This is a genomic window from Pedobacter fastidiosus (assembly GCF_014306625.1).
Taxonomy (GTDB): domain Bacteria; phylum Bacteroidota; class Bacteroidia; order Sphingobacteriales; family Sphingobacteriaceae; genus Pedobacter; species Pedobacter fastidiosus.
On the sequence record NZ_JACRYL010000009.1, the window covers coordinates 193,073 to 213,852 of the forward strand.

Here is a 20,780-nt window from a genome sequence, read left to right on the forward strand (position 1 = left end):
GTTAAATATTTGTAAATCACGAAGCTTTTTGCTCAATTTGCGCCGTGAAAAAAATTTCTATATTATTCTTAGCGCTTTTATTTGGCAAGCGGATGCAGGCCCAAGAAATTAAAACCTCATCAGTAAATACTGAACCCACTTCTAAAAGTTTATTCAATCCTGAGCATAAAAGAAATTTTTCTCGTAAAGGCGACTTTTTTTTCCATTGGGGATATAATCACTCTTGGTACGATAAGAGCGATATCCGCTTTCAAGGTCCAAACTACGATTTTACACTTAAGGATGTGGTTGCTCATGATAGGCAATCAAAATTAAGCTGGGATTACTTAAACCCTGGTTTAATTACTGTACCACAATACAACATTCGTGTAGGTTATTTTATTAAAGATAATTATAGCATTTCCATTGGATGGGATCATATGAAATATGTAATGGATATTCCTCAAAAAGTTGCAATTACTGGTCACATTGGGGCAAACATTACTCCAGAAAATGTTCCAACGGGATCTTTAGCAGGCGATTATAATGGACAAACTATCGATGTAAAAGAAAGTATGTTAACTTTTGAGCATACTGATGGATTTAATTACGCCAATATAGAAGTAGAGCGTTACGATGATATTTGGGTTGCCCCAGGAGGAAACACATCCTTAACTTTAGAAACTGGTTTAGGTGGTGGATTGATGATTCCACGATCTGATGTTCGGTTATTTGGTTTAGGTAGAAACAATCATTGGAATATCTCTGGCTATGGGATTTCTGCAAAAATTGGATTGAAATTTTACGTTTGGAAAAACGTTTATTTACAGAACACAACTAAGTTTGGTGCAACTAATCTGACCCAAATCCACACCACAGGATGGGATGAATACGATAAGGCCAGTCAGAAAATTAATTACATAGAAAATATGTGGGTAATAGGCGTTCAGTTCTAATTTTAAAACCAATTTATATTTAAAAATTCTTTCAATATTGCATCTTCTAAAATTGCAATATTTATGATATAATCGATGGCTTCATTAAAGCAAATGCTTCGATAGAAGCCATTTTTTTTCTTCATTGATTATTTTATCTTGAATTAATTCTATTTTTTGCTGGAGTGAAAACAGTGTTTAATCACTGTTAATTATGGTGGGAATTTTGAAGAAAAAGAAGGGCACATGAAACGAATCTCATGCGCCCAAATCTAAATTAACGCTCTCAAGGGCCAATATAATGGCTTATATTGTAACTACCAAATCTTTCTTGAAATTTAACATATATATAGATTGAAATGTTGTTGAGTTTTTAAAGTATAATGTTAATTATTAGGAGCTTAGGTTAATTAATCAATTCTTTTTTTTTGAAGAATTTCCATCTTGCCTTTTTCGCTTATTATAATTGCTTTTTTTTCTACTCTTATAGTGAGTCTAAATGTTTTATCATCATTTTGATGAAGAAAAGTTGCTTGCGATCCATAGGCGTATTCCAGCCTATTTTTGATGTTGTTCAATCCAGATGAAAGCCCTGCTCGATGTGGATAAGCCCTAATTGCATTAATGCTTTCTATAACAAGTGCATCATCATCTTGGTAAACGCTCAGTTCCGCTCTAACTAAATCACTTTGCAAATCGCCATGCTTAAACATATTTTCGAGTACGGTTACCAAAACCAACGGAATAAATGGCAAATCTTCCACATCCGGTGCATAGGCGAAACCAGTAAAAATTTTGCCTTCTGTAATTCCATGCAATGAAATGAGATTTTCGCATTGTGCAATTTCCCTTCCCAATGAAAGAAAAGTTTTAGTGCCATCTGCAGATGCGGCATAACGCATAACTTCCGAAAGGTATAGCATTGCCTGAGCATCGTTCGGAGAAATGGTCTTTAATTTTTGATATAAAAACTCTAAGGTGTTAAATAATAGGTGAGGGTTAATTTGAGCTTGTAAAAGTGCATTTCGAGCTAATGCCAATTGTTTCTCTGTTCTTTCTTTTTCTAATAAAACTTTAAATCTTTGTTTATCAATGCGTTCTTTCTCTTTTTTCTCCGATAAATAGGTGATTAAATAGTAGTAACCTGTAGAAAAAAAGACAAAAAATAAGCAACGCCATAAAAGTGCGAATATTCTGATTTTATTAGGTGGGATTTTGATGCCTTGAAAAATATTGGTGTAGGCGTTTATAAAACTGTCAATATAAAAAACGATAACTACATAGGCCAAAATTTCCAAAGCAATGTATAAAGGCAATTTCCAAATTACATTTTTCGGAAAATGTAAAGCTTTAGCCATTAAATAGGCATGGACATAAAAAAGGGTAATATTAAGAAAATAGTGAATAACGTAATTAGGAAAGCTTCCAAATTTGCCTGATATTAACCCAGCAATAAAAGTTTCCCAAGTGATGTAGAGGGCCCAAGCAATAAAATGAATTTTATATTTTAAGAACAATTTAAGCATTCCCGACTTTTTATCCTTGGTTAGCGAAGTCATATTATATGTCTTACTTTTTTCGATTGCTGGTGATAATTTTATCAGAAAGAAATTCTCTGAATTCTGTTTGATAAATATCGCCTACATTAAAACTAATCTTATTGCTTAACGTAATCTTATTGCTTTCTATATGTTGGATATGCCCTACTGCAATAATATAACCGCGGTGTAACTGGATAAACTGGCCATCAAGATCGAGTTGTTCTCGTACGTCTTTTAGGCTTAGATAGGCTATAATAGTTTTTTTGATGGTATGGATTTTCACATAATTATGAAAGCTCTCAAATGCTACTATCTCATCATAGCGAACCAAAACGGTTTTATGTTCTTCTTCTTTATTTTTAACCAGAAAGTATTCTTCTTTTTTTTCGATTGCTTTATTCACAGGTTCTTCACTAACCTCGTTAAAAAGTCGATTAATTGTTAGTAAGAATTTTCCGTAACTGTATGGCTTTAATAAATAAGCATCTGCCTCTGCTTCAAAAGCTTCGAAAGCATATTCTTGATGAGAAGTTGTAAAGATGAGTTTTTTTGTTTTTCCTCTAATTACCTTTGCCAGCTCTAAACCAGATAGGTTTGGCATATTTATATCGATAAATATTGCATCAACGAGCGGTCTTTTTGGGATTTCTTTTAGCGCTAAAAGTGGATCAGTATAACTTGCAATTAAATCTAAACTTGGAGTTTCAGAAATATATTTCTTAAGGCCATTAATTGAATTTTCCTGGTCATCTATTGCAATACACTTGATCATCCTTGTTAAATTTGGTTTTCCGCAAACCCGAAATTACACCTTTTCAACTTAAAAAGTAGTTATTAGAATGAAAATCTTTCAATTCTAATACAAATGAGATGGATTTATACTACAAGATTGATTGGAAACGAATGTTTTTAGTGATATTCGAGATAATAATTCTGTGAATGTAAAAGGCTTTTTACACTGAAAATAATGCTATGGGTAACGAAAAGGCACCGATTTGTGTAAATGACATGAAAGTTTAACATTCAAATATGATATTTGAATACTCGATAAAATGAATTCCTTTGGTCTGCTTTTATTAAGTATTTAAGTTTTTCTGCAAAAATCGATCTTGTACAAAAATATAAAGTTCTAGGCTTAAATCTAAATTAACGCTCTCATAATTTAGTTTTTAAGTCTCTTCTTTTAAAATGAGCGGGCTGTGGCTTTTTTATTGGCTTAAAAATTCATCAATTAAGTTAGCCGTCATTTCTACGATTTTACGCCCATCTTTTACCGTACAAACTTCGCCAATAAACGAACCATGAATTCCAGGCAATATTGCCAGTTGTGCATTTTGAATTAATCTCGACAATTTAATTGTGTGTTCTAACGTGATCACATCATGATCTGCAACCATAATTAAGGCTTTTGCTTTGATGCTTTGAATATCTTCATCAGCATAATCCTTAAAATTGATCATTCTGTTTTTATCTTTATTAAACATGGTAACTAAACCAGCCTGATTTGGATTAACCTTTAAGTAAGCAATCTTTAAGGGCTCAGGCATATTATCCAACGATGCTTTTTCCATACCCTCAAAAAAACCAGCAATCATCCCGTCTCTTTTATATGTTCCTGAAATTACAACGATTTTATTTACTGCTTCTGGATGCCTAATAGCGATTTGTAGAGTTGTTGTGGCCCCATTGCTGAAGCCAAGTATATTTGCCTTTTCTATTTTTAGATGTTTAAGCAATGCGAAAACATCATCAGCATCTTGTTCAAAAGATTCTGGCTCATCTCGATCACTCGTTCGTCCGTGCGCCTGTAATTCTACTGCGATGACTTTGCCAGATAATAAGGGTAAAATATTAGAAAAAGAGGTCTCTATGGTGGAGCCCCCACCATGAATTAAAACCAATGGAATATCTCCTTCTCCATAAATTTCGTAGTACATTTTAATTCCGTTTACCGGTGCGTAACCAAAAGTTTTATTCTTTTCCATTTTATTATTTTGCTGTGCTGTTACCGAAATTGACCATGCAATAAGAAGTGAGTCTACTAGCATAAAAATAATTAAGTTATTGATAAATTTCTTCATCGTTTGTTTTCAATTATAAAATAATAAGTAAATATACATTTAGAAGTACCATCGGCTGAGGTATGAAAAGGACAATTAAGGGGGGCTTTTGAGTCTTATGATTAGTAATTTTTGATGGTCAAGCTAAAATTTAATAAAATGTATTCGTCCGAACTTTTAAGGATAGGTGAGGTCAAATTAAAGTGCCATTTCGTTAGGCGCATTATATGTATACAATATCTTTTCTGTATGCTCTCTGTTACAAATACTCTTATTTAGAATATTTCGTTAAATTAGGATATCCTAAATGCGAAAGATTATGGAAAGCCTCAAAGAATCATCAAAAATTTATGCATTTCTTACCCGAATTCGTTCAGAATGGCCTGGTGTAGTTGAGCGCTTCGAATTTAAAACGGCGAGTGTTATTTATGTGCATCTTAAGGAAGGTATATCAAGCATAGATTTTCTTGGTACACTTTCTAGAAAAATTGAATCGCTAGTTGATTTTAACATTCCGATAATCTTATATCACATTGAGAGCGATGGAATGAATTTAAGGTCGCATCCAATTAACTGGTATTCTGTACTTAATAAAGAAGGTGCAGAAAAAAAATAAATTAGAAATTTTAACAGGCTATTTCTTGTTGGTATTCGTTTGCGAAAATCCTTTTATATCTAAAGGCTTTATATATTACTCTAATCCATACTAAGAAATATGGAAAGCTAAGCATTGATAGTAAAATTGGATTACTTTTAGCAAATACGGGGAAAAATAACATTGGGAAATCGCAGGCTGTTATTAAAAGAATCGGCAAGAGGATGTTTTTGAGTTTTCCGTTTTTTTCAAGTACGTACCATATTCCTACACCAGCTATAGATATAATAAAGGTACAATCTTCAGCTCCAGTGCTAAATAATATGGGGAATAGTAATGAGGATGCAAGGATCAAAAGTTGAAATCTGCGTTTGCTATAGGCACTAAAATTGATGAATGGTAGCATAAAAATTAATGCGCCTATTGAAATGCAAATGCTGTTACTTAAATACGGAGAATGGAAAAGCGTTCTAAAGAAACCCATTATAGACATATCTATTCCTGCTCCTATAACGTTTATTGAATTTTTATTTACAAGCGAACTCATCCATTCCTGATAAGATTCAAAAACAAATAAAGGTGAAGAGAAAAACATTGGGAGCAAGAAAAATAAAATCGCCCAGAAAACGGAAAATAAAATATATTTAGGCTTATCCTTAACAAAGAAGAAGAAAGCCAAGCCAATTATTCCATAAAGCTTAACAAATATTCCGAGTACCATAAACATGCTCGAGAAAAAGCCTTTTGCTTTATTGAGTTGAGTATAATTTAAAATGATTAGTGCTCCTGCAGCTGCATTAAACTGCTGATTTAGCATAGATTCAATTAAACATGGTAAGGCTATAAATCCGAAAGTGATTCGATCCTTATTGCTCATGGGCAATGTTTGTATTGCCTTAAAAAGAAACACACAATTAAAGAGATTCCAGAAAAGTAAACCCAGCCAGTTTGGAAAAGAGGCAAATGGGGCTACAATTAAACTGAAAACTGGACCATAATGATTAGCATCTTCATGAAACTCTGGATATGGAGCATAAAATGATTGTTGTTGTAAAAGATTGCGAAAAGTATTTTCAAAAATTAAATAATTGTTAAAACGATGTGTGATCCACGAGTCGACGACAAATATTAGGGTTATCGATAGCCATATTAATAGAACTAAGCGATTATCTTCGGGAAGTTTGATTTTGTTGGTTAGATAATTAGAGGGCATTGTAATATTATTGTTGCACAATAATAATATTTTATTTCTAATATTCAATAAGCTAAAACAAACAGGAATACTTTTTCTGTTTTGATTAAAACTTAAAGTTTTTTCAAAAATTATAATTTATGGGAGGAAACGCTATCGAAGAAATAATAAAAAAAATTTTGCCAGAGTGTAGTGAAATTTTGAAAAGCTTCCCAGACTTTGCTTTTAAAACTTCAATCTGAATAATTGATCCCTCAACTCCAGTTCCATTGGTAACATATTCGCCTATTTGTAAACTTTCAATGACTTCTAGGCTGGTATATTTATTTAAAATAATGGGCATTAACAAAATATTTAGTTTGAAAAGAACAATGTGACTTGCACTTTGTTTTTTTTAAACTATCTGGTATTAAATCAAATTGTGCGCAAGTATAATTTCAAACTTTTTAATTAAAAGGGTTTAATTTACCCTAATCCCTTCATACTGTCACATTTTGGTGCTTACTGATTGATCCCACAATTAAATCGTATCTTTAGCAAAAAACGATACAACTTTCATTTAACTTTTCTCGCCATATTCTTGTCTTGGCATTTCACTGTTGTTTATTGTTGGTTATTATTATTTCAAATGGCAACTGCAATTTGTTGCTTAATTAATTTAGATGAAAAAAGAAGATGTGGCCCTACAGGCTAAAGTGTATTTGTACCACTTAAACAATGCAAATAAGGAAAATGGTATCAAAAAGGGTGAAGGTTGGAAATTTAGTCAAGTAACAGATGCTGGCCGATTGGCGATAGAGCATGATTATTACCCAACGGTATCACACAGAGTAGAACATAAAGTATTGCAAGATTTTGCTGATAATGTAATGTTATACTTAAAGACTAATCATCCAGATATTCAGGTTCCGGATTTGTCTATCCCAATAGAAAAAGACTCTGAGTATCTAATTGCTTATAGTCCAGCGAGAATTCGTAGATAGTTTTAATTAAATAAGAAAGGGCATCAATCTTTAATTAGATTGGTGCCCTTTCTTATGGATTTTAGTGTGTTAAATTTTTCTTGCTGTCTTGGTTCGTGTCTCCACAGAACAAAACAATTTAATTTTTCGAAATTTAAACAGTTTTTCGATTTATCAAATTTTTCTAACCGCTCCTGATCCAATAACTGTTTTTTCTACAGTAGCGCTTCCAGAATAATTTACATTACCCGAACCGCTGATTACGGCTTTAATTCTTTGATCTGCTTTAATATTTACTGTTCCAGAGCCACTTACGGTTGTTGACAAATCATTAACGGTTAAGCCTTTTCCTGAGAAATTCCCAGAACCACTAATTACAACTTTAGCATCATCGGCACTGCCATTTACCATTAAGTTGCCCGATCCACTTATTACGCCGCTAAAATCATCAACATTTGCTGTTACTTTTATGCTTCCAGAACCGCTTAAGGTTGCGGCTAAAGCTTTAGAATTGATATTGCCAATTACAGACATGCTTCCTGAACCACTCATAGTTAAGCTGGTAATACTTTTTGCAGTAACATAGGCTGTAATTTTTTTATTTTCGTACTTTCTTTCCCAGCTGGTCCAGCTGTTTTGAGGACGGATAATTAAAACATTGCCTTTAACTTCGGTAATTAGTGTAGCAATTGCATCGGCATCGCCTTCAAAGCGACAACTTTCTTTGCTTCCCAAAGTGATCACAACATTGATTGGGCCACCAGCAGCCACACCGCTAAAGTTTTTTACATCTCTTTCGTCGTCTAATCTGGATGATGAGCTGATGTGGATTTGTTCTTTTGCAATCGCATTGATGCTGGTCGATAACGTTAATGCGGCAAATAAAATTGAAAATATTTTTTTCATCATGTAGAATTTTAGTGCCTATGAGGTTAATTTCTAAGGCGGATTTAATTGCATTTTATTATAAGACGATTGTTTTATCAAAAAGTTGCACCAGCAGGCAATTCTTGTTCAATTTTTCTTTTTTCGAGCCATTTTGTAAATATCGTGTAGAAAACGGCCATAATAATTGCCCCTTTAAATATCCCTGTAAAGCCCCAAGCAAGCATGCCACCAACTACGCCTAAAAACAAAACTAAAAACGGAAGCTTTCCTCCGCTTTTTGCAATTAGAATAGGTTTTAAAATGGTGTCGATTATCATTACTCCAACAGCATAAATAATAAGAAAGATGGTCCAGCCTGTATGGCCTTGTGTAGCATACCAAATAATCAGTGGAATCCATACCAACAATGGACCAACCTGAATTACGACTAAAAAGAAAACCAAGGCGGCTAATCCCAAAGCAAATGGAACACCTGCAATGGCAAAGCCTATCCATGAAATCAATGCAGCAAAAAAGGCCGTTCCCATTACTCCTATTGATACCCCTTTTACCGCTTGTCCTGTAGCATGGAGTAAATCAATTCCATCTCTTGCGCCTAGTAAATGTTTCATTGCCGCCTTAACTGGAAGTAGCATTTTTTCTCCACCAGCCAAAAAGAATGCCGAAATAATTATCCCTAGTACAAATTGAAGCGTGGCACCGAGCATTCCCATTCCAGTTGTTAAAACGTGATTAAATGCTGCTTTTATTTGAGGCTCATGTGGGCCAATAGTTTCTTGCGGATTGATTAAGACGTTTTTCCAAAAGGAAGTAATTTGATCGCCAACCAAAGGTAAATTTGCAATTTTAGGCGAGAGTGGTGGCAAGCCATGTTCCTTAACATTAGTTATGAATATTGAAGCTTCTTTAAGATGATTAGCAATTGCCGAAATAATAAAAACAAATGGCAATGTGATAATGGAAATAAGGAGAATGGCATAAATGGTAGCAGCCAATTTTCTTTTGTTTTTTAAGAGCTTAACAAGTTTTTCGTAGGGTTTTGAAAACGAAACGGCGAAAATAAGTGCAAAAGTAAAGACTCCAAAAAAGGCTCTTAGCACATCATATAGTGCGAACATTAAAGCCAGCAAAAGAAGCATAACTAAAACGGTTTCAATAACACTGCGGGATGAGGTTTTTGAATTGGCGAGCATAGCAAGAAGTTTGGTAACACAAATTAAGAAAAATCTGTTAGAAAACTTAAGCTAATTTTTTTGACGATAATTTTGAATTGATGAATTTTGAGTCTGCCGAAGAGTTGAAAATTTCGGCTGACTCAAAATGAAAAATTTATAATACAGCATTTAAATTTTAATCTACTTTTTTACTATCCACATAATAAAGTGGATCTATCTTGAAATTATCTGCATTTATGTCGGTATTTAATTTAGAAGATTTCCATTCGTTTGTAGGCGTGACTGATGTATAAATTCCATTTTTCAATGTTACTTTAATTGGCATGTCGAAACCTTTTACATCTGTAATCCAACGGTAAGATAGTGAACCACTTTTGATTTTATATTCCAACAATGGAATTTTTTTATAGCGTAAATACTGATCAAAAATCTTATTTAACTTCAATCCACTTTCTTTAGCAATATAGTTTTCTATTTCTGCTGTAGTCACGGTTTTATGATAAAAAGTTTTGTTTAAACCACGAAGAATTTGTCTGAATTTTTCATCATTGTTAATTAGCTGTCTGATGGTATGAATGAGATTTGCACCTTTATAATACATATCGCCAGAACCTTCTTTATTTACACCATATGGACCAATAATCGGCACATCATTCGCTATATTTTTGCGCAGACCGATAACATATTCATTGCCTGCCTGTTTGTTTTCTGAGCATTCTGTAAATAAGGTTTCAGAATAGTCTGTAAAACCCTCATGTATCCACATATCTGCAATATCTTTTGAGGTAATGTTGTTTCCGAACCATTCGTGCCCACTCTCATGAATGGTTATAAAATCCCATTTTAAGCCGTGCCCTGTTCCGCTTAAATCTCTACCCAAGTAACCTTTTTTGAAACCATTTCCATAAGCCACAGCACTTTGATGTTCCATGCCCAAATGTGGGGCTTGTACCAATTTGTAACCATCTTTGTAAAATGGGTAGGGGCCAAACCAATATTCGAAACATTTCAACATTGGTTTTACATCTGCATCCCAATGCGGACGAGCTTTGGCACTATCTGTTTGTAACGACCAGTAATCAATAGTTAATTTTCCATTTTCTCCGGCAAAGCTATCTTCCCAATGCGAATATTTTCCTATGTAAAACGCCACATCATAATTATTGATCGGATTGCTTACAAACCAATTGTATTTCTTTAAGCCATCAGGCTGTGTTACAACACTTCTTAACCTTCCGTTAGATACATCCTGTAATCCTTTAGGTGCTGTAATGCTGATTAACATACTATCCACCTCATCACTTTGATGATCTTTATTTGGCCACCAAACACTGGCGCCCAAACCTTGGCAGGCTACAGAAGCCCAAGGATTTCCAGCTGAATCTTTTCTGAAAATAAAGCCACCATCCCAAGGTGGGTTTTTGGCAACAGTTGGATTACCAGAATAGAAAACAGTGAATTTATCTTTGCTTCCTTTTTTAATAGCCTTGGGGAAAGTTACAAAAACAGCATTATATTCTCTTGTGAAAGGCAATTCAGTTGTGTTGTAAACTATTTTTTCTATTTTCAGATTTGAAAATAAATCAAATTGAAGTTTGGTAAAATCCTGCGTTGCAGTAAACCTAAACTCGTTGCTTCCGCTAACCGATTTTTGGTCGATGTCTATTTTCACATCTAAGTGATAGTAGTTAATATCATAACAGGTTCTTAGCGGAGTTAAAGTTCCACGTAAACTATCTGCTCTGGAATTTACTTGGTTTTTGCCCAGCATTTGTGCATTCGATGCCGAAATACTTAGCGCCAACCCTAATATTAAAATGAGTTTTTTCATGTGATATTTTACTAACCACCCCTTGCCATTTCTAAATTGGGAGGGGAGCTGGACAGGGGTAAATTTTAATTTATGCTTTTATTAACGTTGGCATTCCATAGTTGTTTAGTATTCATACTTAAACTGAGGAACGGAGCTCCCCTCCTGATTTTCAAGGAGGGGTGGGGTGGTTTTTACTTCAAAACTGAAACCGTAATAAATGAACTGTTGTTCACATCGTGATAAATTTTCTGCGTTGCCTTTTGGAAATCACCTTTTTCAGCCTGATAAATATCCATGAATTTCTGAGGATTTCTATCCGCCAATGGAAACCATGAATTCTGAATCTGAATCATAATTTTATGCCCTTTTTTAAAGGTGTGTGCCACATCGGGCAATGGATAGTTAACTTTCGTAATTGCTCCTGGAATAAATGGCTCTGGTTTTTCAAAGCTATTGCGATATTTTCCTCTCATAATTTCTCCACGAACCAACATTTCATAACCACCCATTACCAAATTCTTTGGGTTGGGGATTGGGTTTGGAGCATCTTCTGGATAAACATCAATCAATTTTACTACATAATCTGCATCAGTACTAGTGGTAGAGACAATCAAATTTGCCAATACAGGGCCAGTGACGGTTATATCTTCAGTTAATGCATCGGTTTGATAAGTTTTCACATCTGGTCTACGGGATGCGAAACGCTGATCATCAATCATATATTCACGAGGACGTTTTACCTGAATTCCATCTTGGTAGGGAACTGGATTATTTGGATCGCTTACATATTCATCCCAACTATCGGTTCTGCCAACTTTTTCAAAACTTAGTTTTCCGTTAGGCTGTAAGTACAAATTTTTACTGTCTGTATCTTTTGGTGGCCAAGTTTCGAATTTTTTCCATTGATTACTTCCGGTAACAAAGATGTTTGCCTCTGCTGCATTAAAATCTCCTTCACCTTTTAGATAATGCTTAAAGAAAGGCAATTCAAAATTTTCTTGATAGTAAGTACTTGTTGGTTGTCCGAATTCGATATCTCCGAAACTACTTCCAACACTTCTTACCCAGCCACCATGAAACCATGGGCCTGCAACTAAAATATTATTTGCCGTTGGGTTTTGCTTTTCTATTGCTTTGTAAGTTGCAAAAGTTCCGTATGCATCTTCTGCATCAAAGAAACCACCAACTACCATAACGGCAGGTTTTACATTGGTTAAATGAGGTAAAATTAAACGTGCTCTCCAGAAAGTATCAAGATTTGGATGTGCAAATAAATCATTCCAGAACTTAATGCTATCTGCAAAATATTTGTCCTTTAAATTCTTAAGTGAACCCGCTTCTAAATAAAAACGGTAATTATCCTGAATTGGAAAGTTGAAACTTTTTGGGCCTTTATCTGGAGTAATGGGTTTAGGGCGAGGTACGCCAAAGGTGGTCATAAAGCTAAAAGCATCCATTACAAATAAAGTTCCGCGGTGGTGAAAGTCATCACCCATATACCAATCGGTAACTGGTGCTTGTGGCGAAACCGCTTTAAGTGCGGGGTGCGCATTTGGTAGAGAAGTTGTAGAATAAAAACCTGGGTAAGAGATTCCGTAAATACCTGCATTACCGTTATTGTTTTTAACGTTTTTAACTAACCAATCTATCGTATCGTAAGTATCGGTACTTTCATCTATCGATGTTTTAGTTTTTTTGCCCACAAACTGCGGACGAACATCTTCAAAGTTTCCCTCACTCATCCATTTTCCGCGAACATCCTGATAAACGAAAATAAATCCCTCACGCATCATGGCAGGGAAATTTCCCAAACTGGTTTTATATTTATCTTCTCCGTAAGGCTGTACCGTGTAAGGCGTACGGTTAACTAAAAACGGATATTTTTTGGATTGATTTTTGGGTATATAAATAGAAGTAAAGAGCTTAATGCCATCTCTCATAGGTATTTGGCGCTCAATTTTGGTGTAGTTCTCCCTAACATATGCTGAATCAGTTTGCTGAGCCAATAATTCGTTTGAAATGAACAGGAAAATTAAAAGGCAGAAAATTTTGTTGAGGTTCATTGATTGTGGTGATTTGAGGAATAAAATTTAAATATAGAGATAAGGATGTGATAAGTAAAAAAACATCCGTAAAAGGTTTGTTAGTATTTTAACCTCAAATCGTCATCCCTTTATCAAAATTTAGTTAAATAATGTTAAGCGATAATCTTTTACAGATTTTCATCGTCATATAAATAATTGATTTAAACACAATAAAAATGAATAGGTTATTAAATAAAACTTTGGTTGTTTTTGCTGTAGCAGCATTGGTGGCAACTATAAATTTAGAAAGTGCTTCTGCTCAAAGACCAAGTAGAGGAGGTAGTTCTGGTGGAAGTAGCTCTGGCGGTGGCAGATCGGGAGGCAGCATTAGCGGTGGTAGATCAAGTTCTGTTTCACCATCACGAGATGGAGGTTCAGTTTCTAGACAGCCATCTATGCAAGCACCATCAAGAGGAGGGATTCAAGGGCCAAGTAGAGGAAGTTACAGACCAAGTCCAGGAATTAGTCGCCCAGGTGGTCGTCCAGATCGCCCAAGTTATGGTTACAACAGACCCGGTTATCGCCCAGGCTATCGTCCGGGTGGAGGTTATAACAGACCAGGCTATGGATATCGTTCAAGCTATGGATATTACGGTTATCACAATTATTACAGACCATTTATCGGTTTCCGTTTAAACGTTTTGCCTTATGGTTATTATCCGTTTTATTTCGGTCCTGATCAATATTATTATTCAGGTGGTTTATTTTACAGACAATATGAAAGTAACTATCAAGTAGTAGTTCCACCAGTTGGTGCTGAAGTCCCAACGTTGCCATCTGATGCAAATTTGGTTACCATTGATGGTGTAGATTATTATGAATATAAAGGTGTTTATTATACTCAAAGTGAGAATGCTGATGGCAAAACAGTTTATGTTGTGGCGGGTAAGGATGGTGTATTAAATACTACCGATGGCCCAGTTGATACACATCAAATTGGTGATATTATTACTCAATTGCCCGAAGGTTGTAGAGAAGTAACCATTAAAAATGAGAAATATTTTGTTTCTCCAGATGATGTTTATTACGAAGAAGTAACGGGTGGAACCTCAGTAAGTTATAGGGTAATTGGTAAGCTTTTTTAATTAATTGGTAATTATAATTTCAAGCCGCTTCAATGTTAAATTGAAGCGGTTTTTTATTTAATGTAGTATTGTCTTTTTGATCGTTGGGGAGAAATCTTTTAAGGGGTATAAGTTTCGTTTTTAGTTTCAAAGGTCTCTCCGTTTCGCTGCGCTCCAGTCGAGATGACGGAATGGGGGGTGCTTCATGCTAATGAAGGAGCGAGGGGTGTGGACATTAGTTTTGTTTTTAGGTTCAAAGGTCTCTCCGTTTCGCTACGCTCCAGTCGAGATGACGGATTGGAGAGTGCTCCAATAGAAATGGCGACCGAGGGGTGTGGACTTTAATCGAGAAATCCAAATCAATATCGTTCTTTCGATCGTTGGGGAGAAATCTTTTAAGGGGAGTACGTTTCGTTTTTAGGTTCAAAGGTCTCTCCGTTTCGCTGCGCTCCAGTCGAGATGACGGATTGTAGGTGTGCTCCATTTGAGTGACGAATTGGAGAGAGCTTCGTTCTAGATGGTGAACGTGGGTGTGGATTTTAATGGAGAAATCTAAATCAATATCGTCCTTTCGACCGTAGTGGAGAAATCTTTTAAGGGGTATAAGTTGTTTTTAGGTTCAAAGGTCTCTCCGTTTCGCTACGCTCCAGTCGAGATGACGGAATGGGGGGTTGCTTCATGCTAATGAAGGAGCGAGGGGTGTGGACTTTAGTTTTGTTTTTAGGTTCAAAGGTCTCTCCGTTTAGCTGCGCTCCAGTCGAGATGACGGATTGTGGAGTGTGCTCCATTTGAGTGACGGATTGGAGAGTGCTTCATTCTAGATAGGAATGAGGGGTATGGAATCTAATCGAGAAATCCAAATCAATATCGTCCTTTCGACCGCAGTGGAGAAATGTTTTAAGGGGAGTACGTTTCGTTTTTAGTTTCAAAGGTCTCTCCGTTTCGCTGCGCTCCAGTCGAGATGACGGATATTGGAGGGCTCCAGTCGAGATGAAGTTAAGTAAGATTATAATATCTATTAAAATGCTTTCGTTATTTTCATTCAACATTTTTAAATACTTTTACTAATAATAAATTACTTCCATTTGAAAAAAGCACCAGCAAAAATCTCCCTCCTTTATTTATTAATAATTATTTTTCTTGCTTCTTGTTCTACGGCAAAGTTTGCTGTAAAAACAAAAGAGACCTCTATTTCATCCATTAAATTTTTAAATGGTTATGTTATGCCTCTTAATGCTGTTTATCAAAATACTATAGTTGGGGGTTTATCGGGGATAGATTATGATGCAAAAAATAATCAGTATTACTTAATTAGCGATGATCCTTCGCAGTTTAGTCCGGCGAGAGTTTACACAGCAAAAATCGCGATTCAAGAAAATAAAATTGATACCGTTCAGCTTACTGGGGTTAAATTTATTTTGCAGGAAAATGGTTTGCAATACCCGAAATATCAGTATGGTAAAAATTCTAAGGCTGATGGAGAATCAGTAAGATTTGATCCTACCCGGAACCGATTGGTTTGGGGAAACGAAGGCGAACGTTTATATCGCCCAACAGATACTACAATCGTTCAGCCTGCTTTAACTTTTATATCTCTAGAAGGAAAATTTTTAGATACGGTTTCACTTCCGAAAGGTTTTGAAATTACCAAGCAAGCTTTTGGGGTACGCAAAAATGCATTTTTTGAAGGCTTAAGTTATGCCGACAATTACAAAACATTATACGCCAGTTTAGAAGAGCCACTTTATCAAGATGGTAGGCAGGCTGCATTTGGGTATGACAAAGCTCTTACTCGTATTTTAAAATTTGATGTCGATAGCAAGAAAAATACAGCTCAATATGCCTATAATTTGGGTGAATTACCTGTAAACCCAACTGTAGAAAGTGATTGGAACATAAATGGAATCTCCGAGATTTTGGCTGTAAATAACCATACCTTATTGGTTATGGAACGGGCTTGGGCCAAAGGCCATGACGATCACACCTTTATAAAACTTTATCTAGTTGATTTAAATGGTGCAGAAAACGAAATTAACAATGCTTCGTTTGTAAAAAAACCACCTAAGCCACTTATAAAAAAGTTGCTTTTCGATTTTGACACTTTGAATATGCACATCGACAATTTTGAAGGGATAACTTTCGGTCCAAAATTGCCAAATGGCCATGATACACTAATTTTCTGTGTGGATAATAACTTTGCCAAAAATCAAATTCAACAATTCTTTTTGTTTGAGGTTGAGCCTTAATTTGGTTTAAGCTAGGATTTAAAATTTAAAAATCAGAATACATTTTGATTGTAAAATTGAGCTTGATAAACTAGGTCTTTAGGCTTTAGTCTTTCAGCTTTCCGCCTTTTTTAGCTACCTTTGGTTAATCAAAAATTCTTAGAAAATTATGCAATACGATGTCGTTGTTATCGGTTCAGGGCCGGGCGGTTATGTAGGCGCAATCCGTTGTGCTCAGTTAGGCTTGAAAACAGCTGTTATAGAAAAATATAAAACCTTTGGAGGTACCTGCTTAAATGTTGGTTGTATTCCATCAAAGGCATTGTTAGATTCATCAGAACACTTTCACAATGCTGCCCATACTTTTACAACTCATGGTATCGATTTAAAAGATCTTAAAGTTAATATGCCACAAATGATCGCTCGTAAAGACGATGTTGTAGCACAGAACACCGCAGGGATTACATACTTATTCAAGAAAAATAAAATTGATTCTTTTGAAGGCGTTGGTTCATTCGTAGATAAAAATACCATTTTGATTACCAAAGCAGATGGTTCTACTGAAACCTTATCAGCAAAAAATGTAATTATTGCAACAGGTTCTAAACCAACCGCTTTACCATTTTTGCCCATTGATAAAAAACGAATTATTACCTCGACTGAAGCTTTAAACATTAAAGAAGTTCCAAAATCGATGGTTGTAATTGGTGGTGGCGTAATCGGTTTAGAGTTGGGTTCTGTATATGCCCGCTTAGGTACAAAAGTTTCTGTGGTAGAATTTTTACCATCTATTATTGGTACAATGGATGCTGGCTTGGGTAAAGAACTTCAACGTGTGTTGAAGAAAAACCTAGGGATGGAATTTTACATGAACCACAAAGTTACCGGCGCAACTGTAAAAGGCAAAACGGTTACCGTTAAAGCGGATAATGCTAAAGGCGAATCTATTTCTTTAGAAGCCGATTATTGCATTGTTGCTGTTGGAAGAACAGCTTATAGCGAAGGTTTAGGATTAGATAAAATCGGAATTACGATTGAGGAAAGAGGTAAAAAAATCCCGGTAAACGAGCATTTAGAAACTTCAGTTAAAGGGGTTTATGCCATTGGTGATGTAATTACAGGCGCAATGTTGGCGCACAAAGCAGAAGATGAAGGAACTTACGTTGCCGAAACGATTGCTGGCCAAAAACCGCACATTAATTATAACTTAATACCGGGTGTAGTTTACACTTGGCCAGAAGTTGCATCTGTTGGTTTAACCGAAGAGCAATTAAAAGAAAAAGGGACAAAATACAAAACTGGTTCATTCCCTTTCAAAGCCAGCGGACGTGCAAAAGCGAGTATGGATACCGACGGTTTCATTAAAGTTTTGGCCGATGCTACAACTGATGAAGTTTTAGGCGTACATATGATTGGTCCAAGGGCTGCGGATATGATTGCTGAAGCGGTTATCGCGATGGAATTCCGTGCATCAGCAGAAGATATCGCCCGTACTTGTCACGCTCACCCAACTTATACCGAAGCTTTAAAAGAAGCTGCTTTAGCGGCAACGGACAACAGAGCGATCCATATTTAATAAACAAAACGTCATGCTAAACTTGTTTCAGTATTTATTAGTTAAGACTCTGAAATGAATTCAATGTGACGAACAATTATAAAATATTAGAGCCGATAAGAAATTATCGGCTTTTTTTGTGGGATAAATAATTTGGGCATGCCCCAAGCTGCGCAAGGGTCGGGCTATAGGTTACAATCTTTTTTGAAGAAAAATCAAAAAAGGATTTTCACTCCTATCCCTTATGCAAAACCTAATTCGATAAGAAAACTTTCAAAAATTGAATTCAAATCAGAAAAAGGGGTTTCCATTATTTTTGGTACTAAAAACATTAATAAACTCTTCTAAAGGCATTTTTTTAAATATAAAACGTTTTAGTAACGAATTAACTTTATATTTCCGATAGATTTAAAGAACTTTGTAAATTATTAAATATTCTATCAGTACAATTTTGGAAGAAATAAACGCAAATCAGGACCTCTCGAATAACCCAGTAACTAAGCCTGTATTAGCAGTAAGTTCACCAAATCGTATTCGTTTAGCGGTTTCATTATTTTATTTTGGTCAAGGGATTGCTTTTGCATCATGGGCAAGCCGCATTCCAGATTTAAAACACAGCTTGAACCTTTCTGATGGTGCATTAGGCAGTATTTTACTTGCATTGCCACTCGGTCAGTTGCTTACCATGCCCGTTTCGGGTAGGCTGGTTACCAAATACGGAAGTAAAAAAATATTAACAATTACTGCACCATTATATGTTCTTGCTTTAAGCAATTTGGGTCTGGCAACGGCTCCATGGCATTTAGCTGTTTTCCTATTTTTATTCGGAGTAATTGGTAATATGTGCAATATTGCTGTTAATACTCAGGGCTCAGAAGCAGAAAAATTATTTGGCCGCCCAATCATGACTTCTTTCCACGGAGCCTGGAGCATTGCCGGTTTTTCTGGTGCGTTGGTTGGGTTATTAATGGTTAATCTGCATATAATTCCATACCATCACTTTTGGATTATTGTAGTGCTGATTTGGATTAATGTTCTTTTAAATCATAAACATCTTGTTCCTGGAAAGGGATCTCCCAATCAAAGTAAAACCAAATTGTTTACTATGCCAGAAGGCGTGTTACTCCAATTGGGGATTATTGGTTTTTGCAGTATGGCAACAGAAGGTGCAATGTTCGATTGGAGTGGGGTTTACTTTAAAGATATCGTAAAGGCACCATCATCATTGGTTATTTTAGGTTATGCGTCTTTTATGGTCATGATGGCGACCGGCAGATTTGTTGGAGATAAAATTATTGCTAAAGTAGGGCGAAAAAGAACCATTCAAATTAGTGGTTTAATCATTTCAACAGGAATGTTTTTATCTGTTTTCTTTCCTTTTGTGGTGTCTGCAACTTTTGGTTTCATGTTGGTGGGTATTGGAGTTTCCAGCATTGTGCCAACGGTTTACAGCGTTGCAGGTAAAAATGGCAAGGTAGCGCCGGGTATTGCAATTGCTATTGTTTCTAGTGTAAGTTACTTTGGTTTCTTAATGGGGCCGCCACTAATTGGGTACATTTCTCAGCTCTCAAGCTTACGATATTCTTATGGCGTTATTGGTTGCTTTGGTTTGCTGGTGAGTTTTCTGGTGACCAAAATAAGTGCGGTAGATTAGATCTAATCAACTTACGAAGTTTATTAAGGTATTGCGTTGAAAAACTTCGTCAGTTTTAGAGCGAAATACTTTTAAGACTTGCGAAGTTTCCCCCGAACGTAGGCCTTTAAAACTTCGGAAGTCGGTCAAATTAATCATGGCTTCTTAACTAATCCATGTTCTTTTAACGCAGCAATTGCAATTTCAATTAGTCGTAAATGTTTGTCTAAATGTCCATGCTGAACCTCTACATTAATATAAGGAATATTATTTTGCATCGCGTAAACGGATAAGGACCCATCGTTTTCCGAAAATTTAGATTGAAGAATCACATTCACATTGGCTTTTTTTAAACTAGAGAAAAGCCGAGGCTCGGTTACGTAAAGTAAATCATCTCCATCCATTTCGAAATTAATATAAACAGAATCGGCTGTGCTTGATAAATCGTATCCAGGAAGATAGGAGGAGATTCCGAAGCCTCCATCGGCGTTGTTATGCAAGGTTAAAATGTAACCGGTAGATTTTGGGTCGTAAAAATCTACAATTTGCTTTCCAGCTTTTAGAATAGCTTTTTCTACTTCGTTAGAACTATAGGCATCTTTTTTAAGACGGGTATTTACGCCAACTTCTGTATAGATAGCATTCGGATCGATTCTATAGGTATCGTTCATGTAGTTGAAGGTGTAATCTCTTACACTTCCATATTGGCTGTCGATGAGTTCTCCTCCACTCCAACGGATATAATCGAAACCCGCTTTAACGCCCGTATCTTCATTATCATGCACCACTAAAAATTTAATTCCGTTTGGCTTGTAACTGTATTTAACCAGCGTTACATCTAAATCGTAAATTTTTATAAAGGAAGAATCCGTAGTCATTGCCCCAAAAATTGGCGGATGTTGAGCGCTGACATGGAAAGCAAAAAGTGCAAGAATAACTTGAAGGACAACTTTAAACATATTAGCTAATATACAATTATCGCTAATATTTGTTTTGGAGGTAGAAATCTAGCCTTAAAAATTGTTTTAGTGCGCTCGGTTGGCAACATCAATAGGTGTAAAAATCCGGGTTAATTAAAC

Annotated in this window: 17 protein-coding genes; 7 read left to right on the forward strand and 10 right to left on the reverse strand. The window is 35.6% G+C overall.

The genetic code is table 11. The features are described from left to right. The first annotated feature begins 44 nt into the window (after positions 1 to 44). Positions 45 to 935 carry a hypothetical protein gene (locus H7U22_RS12040; RefSeq protein WP_317172972.1) on the forward strand — a complete coding sequence of 297 codons (891 nt, stop codon included), beginning with the start codon at positions 45 to 47 and terminating at the stop codon, positions 933 to 935. A gap of 389 nt (positions 936 to 1,324) precedes the next feature. Here the strand turns inward: H7U22_RS12040 and H7U22_RS12045 are convergent, their stop codons facing one another. From H7U22_RS12045 to H7U22_RS12055, 3 genes are all read right to left on the reverse strand, one after another. Beyond that, positions 1,325 to 2,473 carry a sensor histidine kinase gene (locus tag H7U22_RS12045; protein WP_187071603.1) on the reverse strand — a complete coding sequence of 383 codons (1,149 nt, stop codon included), beginning with the start codon at positions 2,471 to 2,473 and terminating at the stop codon, positions 1,325 to 1,327. A 10-nt stretch (positions 2,474 to 2,483) separates the two neighbouring features. Next, positions 2,484 to 3,227, reverse strand: coding sequence for a LytR/AlgR family response regulator transcription factor (locus tag H7U22_RS12050; protein WP_187071604.1), 744 nt, complete (start codon positions 3,225 to 3,227; stop codon positions 2,484 to 2,486). A 436-nt stretch (positions 3,228 to 3,663) separates the two neighbouring features. Then, on the reverse strand, positions 3,664 to 4,536 hold the full coding sequence (locus H7U22_RS12055) for an alpha/beta fold hydrolase (RefSeq protein ID WP_248284735.1): 873 nt from the start codon (positions 4,534 to 4,536) through the stop codon (positions 3,664 to 3,666). Between the two features lie 298 nt (positions 4,537 to 4,834). On the opposite strand from H7U22_RS12055, the gene H7U22_RS12060 reads away from it, so the two are divergent. After that, complete coding sequence (locus H7U22_RS12060) at positions 4,835 to 5,131, forward strand: hypothetical protein (protein ID WP_187071605.1); 297 nt, start codon at positions 4,835 to 4,837, stop codon at positions 5,129 to 5,131. Between the two features lie 10 nt (positions 5,132 to 5,141). On the opposite strand, the gene H7U22_RS12065 is transcribed toward H7U22_RS12060, so the two are convergent. Further along, the gene (locus H7U22_RS12065) at positions 5,142 to 6,323 is read right to left on the reverse strand and encodes a glycosyltransferase family 87 protein (RefSeq protein ID WP_187071606.1); all 1,182 of its coding nucleotides are present in this window, start codon (positions 6,321 to 6,323) and stop codon (positions 5,142 to 5,144) included. Positions 6,324 to 6,426: 103 nt separating this feature from the next. After that, positions 6,427 to 6,645, reverse strand: a complete 219-nt coding sequence (locus tag H7U22_RS12070; protein WP_187071607.1) for a hypothetical protein — start codon at positions 6,643 to 6,645, stop codon at positions 6,427 to 6,429. Positions 6,646 to 6,964: 319 nt separating this feature from the next. Here H7U22_RS12070 and H7U22_RS12075 point away from each other — a divergent pair, with 319 nt between their 5' ends. After that, a complete protein-coding gene (locus H7U22_RS12075; protein ID WP_187071608.1) occupies positions 6,965 to 7,285 on the forward strand; it encodes a hypothetical protein in 321 nt (106 codons plus the stop codon). A gap of 153 nt (positions 7,286 to 7,438) precedes the next feature. Here H7U22_RS12075 and H7U22_RS12080 read toward each other — a convergent pair whose 3' ends face one another. The 4 genes from H7U22_RS12080 to H7U22_RS12095 all read right to left on the reverse strand — a co-directional run bounded on the left by H7U22_RS12080 (position 7,439) and on the right by H7U22_RS12095 (position 13,203). Then, positions 7,439 to 8,170 carry a head GIN domain-containing protein gene (locus H7U22_RS12080; protein ID WP_187071609.1) on the reverse strand — a complete coding sequence of 244 codons (732 nt, stop codon included), beginning with the start codon at positions 8,168 to 8,170 and terminating at the stop codon, positions 7,439 to 7,441. A 77-nt stretch (positions 8,171 to 8,247) separates the two neighbouring features. After that, positions 8,248 to 9,345: an AI-2E family transporter gene (locus tag H7U22_RS12085; protein ID WP_187071610.1), complete on the reverse strand. Its 1,098-nt coding sequence runs from the start codon at positions 9,343 to 9,345 to the stop codon at positions 8,248 to 8,250. A 157-nt stretch (positions 9,346 to 9,502) separates the two neighbouring features. After that, a complete protein-coding gene (locus H7U22_RS12090; protein WP_187071611.1) occupies positions 9,503 to 11,158 on the reverse strand; it encodes a M1 family metallopeptidase in 1,656 nt (551 codons plus the stop codon). 173 nt (positions 11,159 to 11,331) lie between these two features. Next, positions 11,332 to 13,203 (reverse strand): CocE/NonD family hydrolase, encoded by a 1,872-nt coding sequence (locus H7U22_RS12095; RefSeq protein WP_187071612.1) that lies wholly within the window; start codon positions 13,201 to 13,203, stop codon positions 11,332 to 11,334. Between the two features lie 197 nt (positions 13,204 to 13,400). Between H7U22_RS12095 and H7U22_RS12100 the strand changes: the two genes are divergently transcribed. The 4 genes from H7U22_RS12100 to H7U22_RS12115 all read left to right on the forward strand — a co-directional run bounded on the left by H7U22_RS12100 (position 13,401) and on the right by H7U22_RS12115 (position 19,722). Next, complete coding sequence (locus H7U22_RS12100) at positions 13,401 to 14,309, forward strand: DUF6515 family protein (RefSeq protein ID WP_187071613.1); 909 nt, start codon at positions 13,401 to 13,403, stop codon at positions 14,307 to 14,309. Between the two features lie 1,064 nt (positions 14,310 to 15,373). Next, positions 15,374 to 16,534, forward strand: coding sequence for an esterase-like activity of phytase family protein (locus H7U22_RS12105; RefSeq protein ID WP_187071614.1), 1,161 nt, complete (start codon positions 15,374 to 15,376; stop codon positions 16,532 to 16,534). 148 nt (positions 16,535 to 16,682) lie between these two features. After that, positions 16,683 to 18,089, forward strand: a complete 1,407-nt coding sequence (gene lpdA, locus H7U22_RS12110) for a dihydrolipoyl dehydrogenase (RefSeq protein WP_187071615.1) — start codon at positions 16,683 to 16,685, stop codon at positions 18,087 to 18,089. Positions 18,090 to 18,519: 430 nt separating this feature from the next. Next, entirely contained in the window at positions 18,520 to 19,722 is a 1,203-nt protein-coding gene (locus tag H7U22_RS12115; RefSeq protein ID WP_222621852.1) for an MFS transporter, read from the forward strand. Positions 19,723 to 19,856: 134 nt separating this feature from the next. Here H7U22_RS12115 and H7U22_RS12120 read toward each other — a convergent pair whose 3' ends face one another. Beyond that, the gene (locus tag H7U22_RS12120) at positions 19,857 to 20,660 is read right to left on the reverse strand and encodes a hypothetical protein (RefSeq protein WP_187071616.1); all 804 of its coding nucleotides are present in this window, start codon (positions 20,658 to 20,660) and stop codon (positions 19,857 to 19,859) included. Between the last annotated feature and the right edge of the window lie 120 nt (positions 20,661 to 20,780).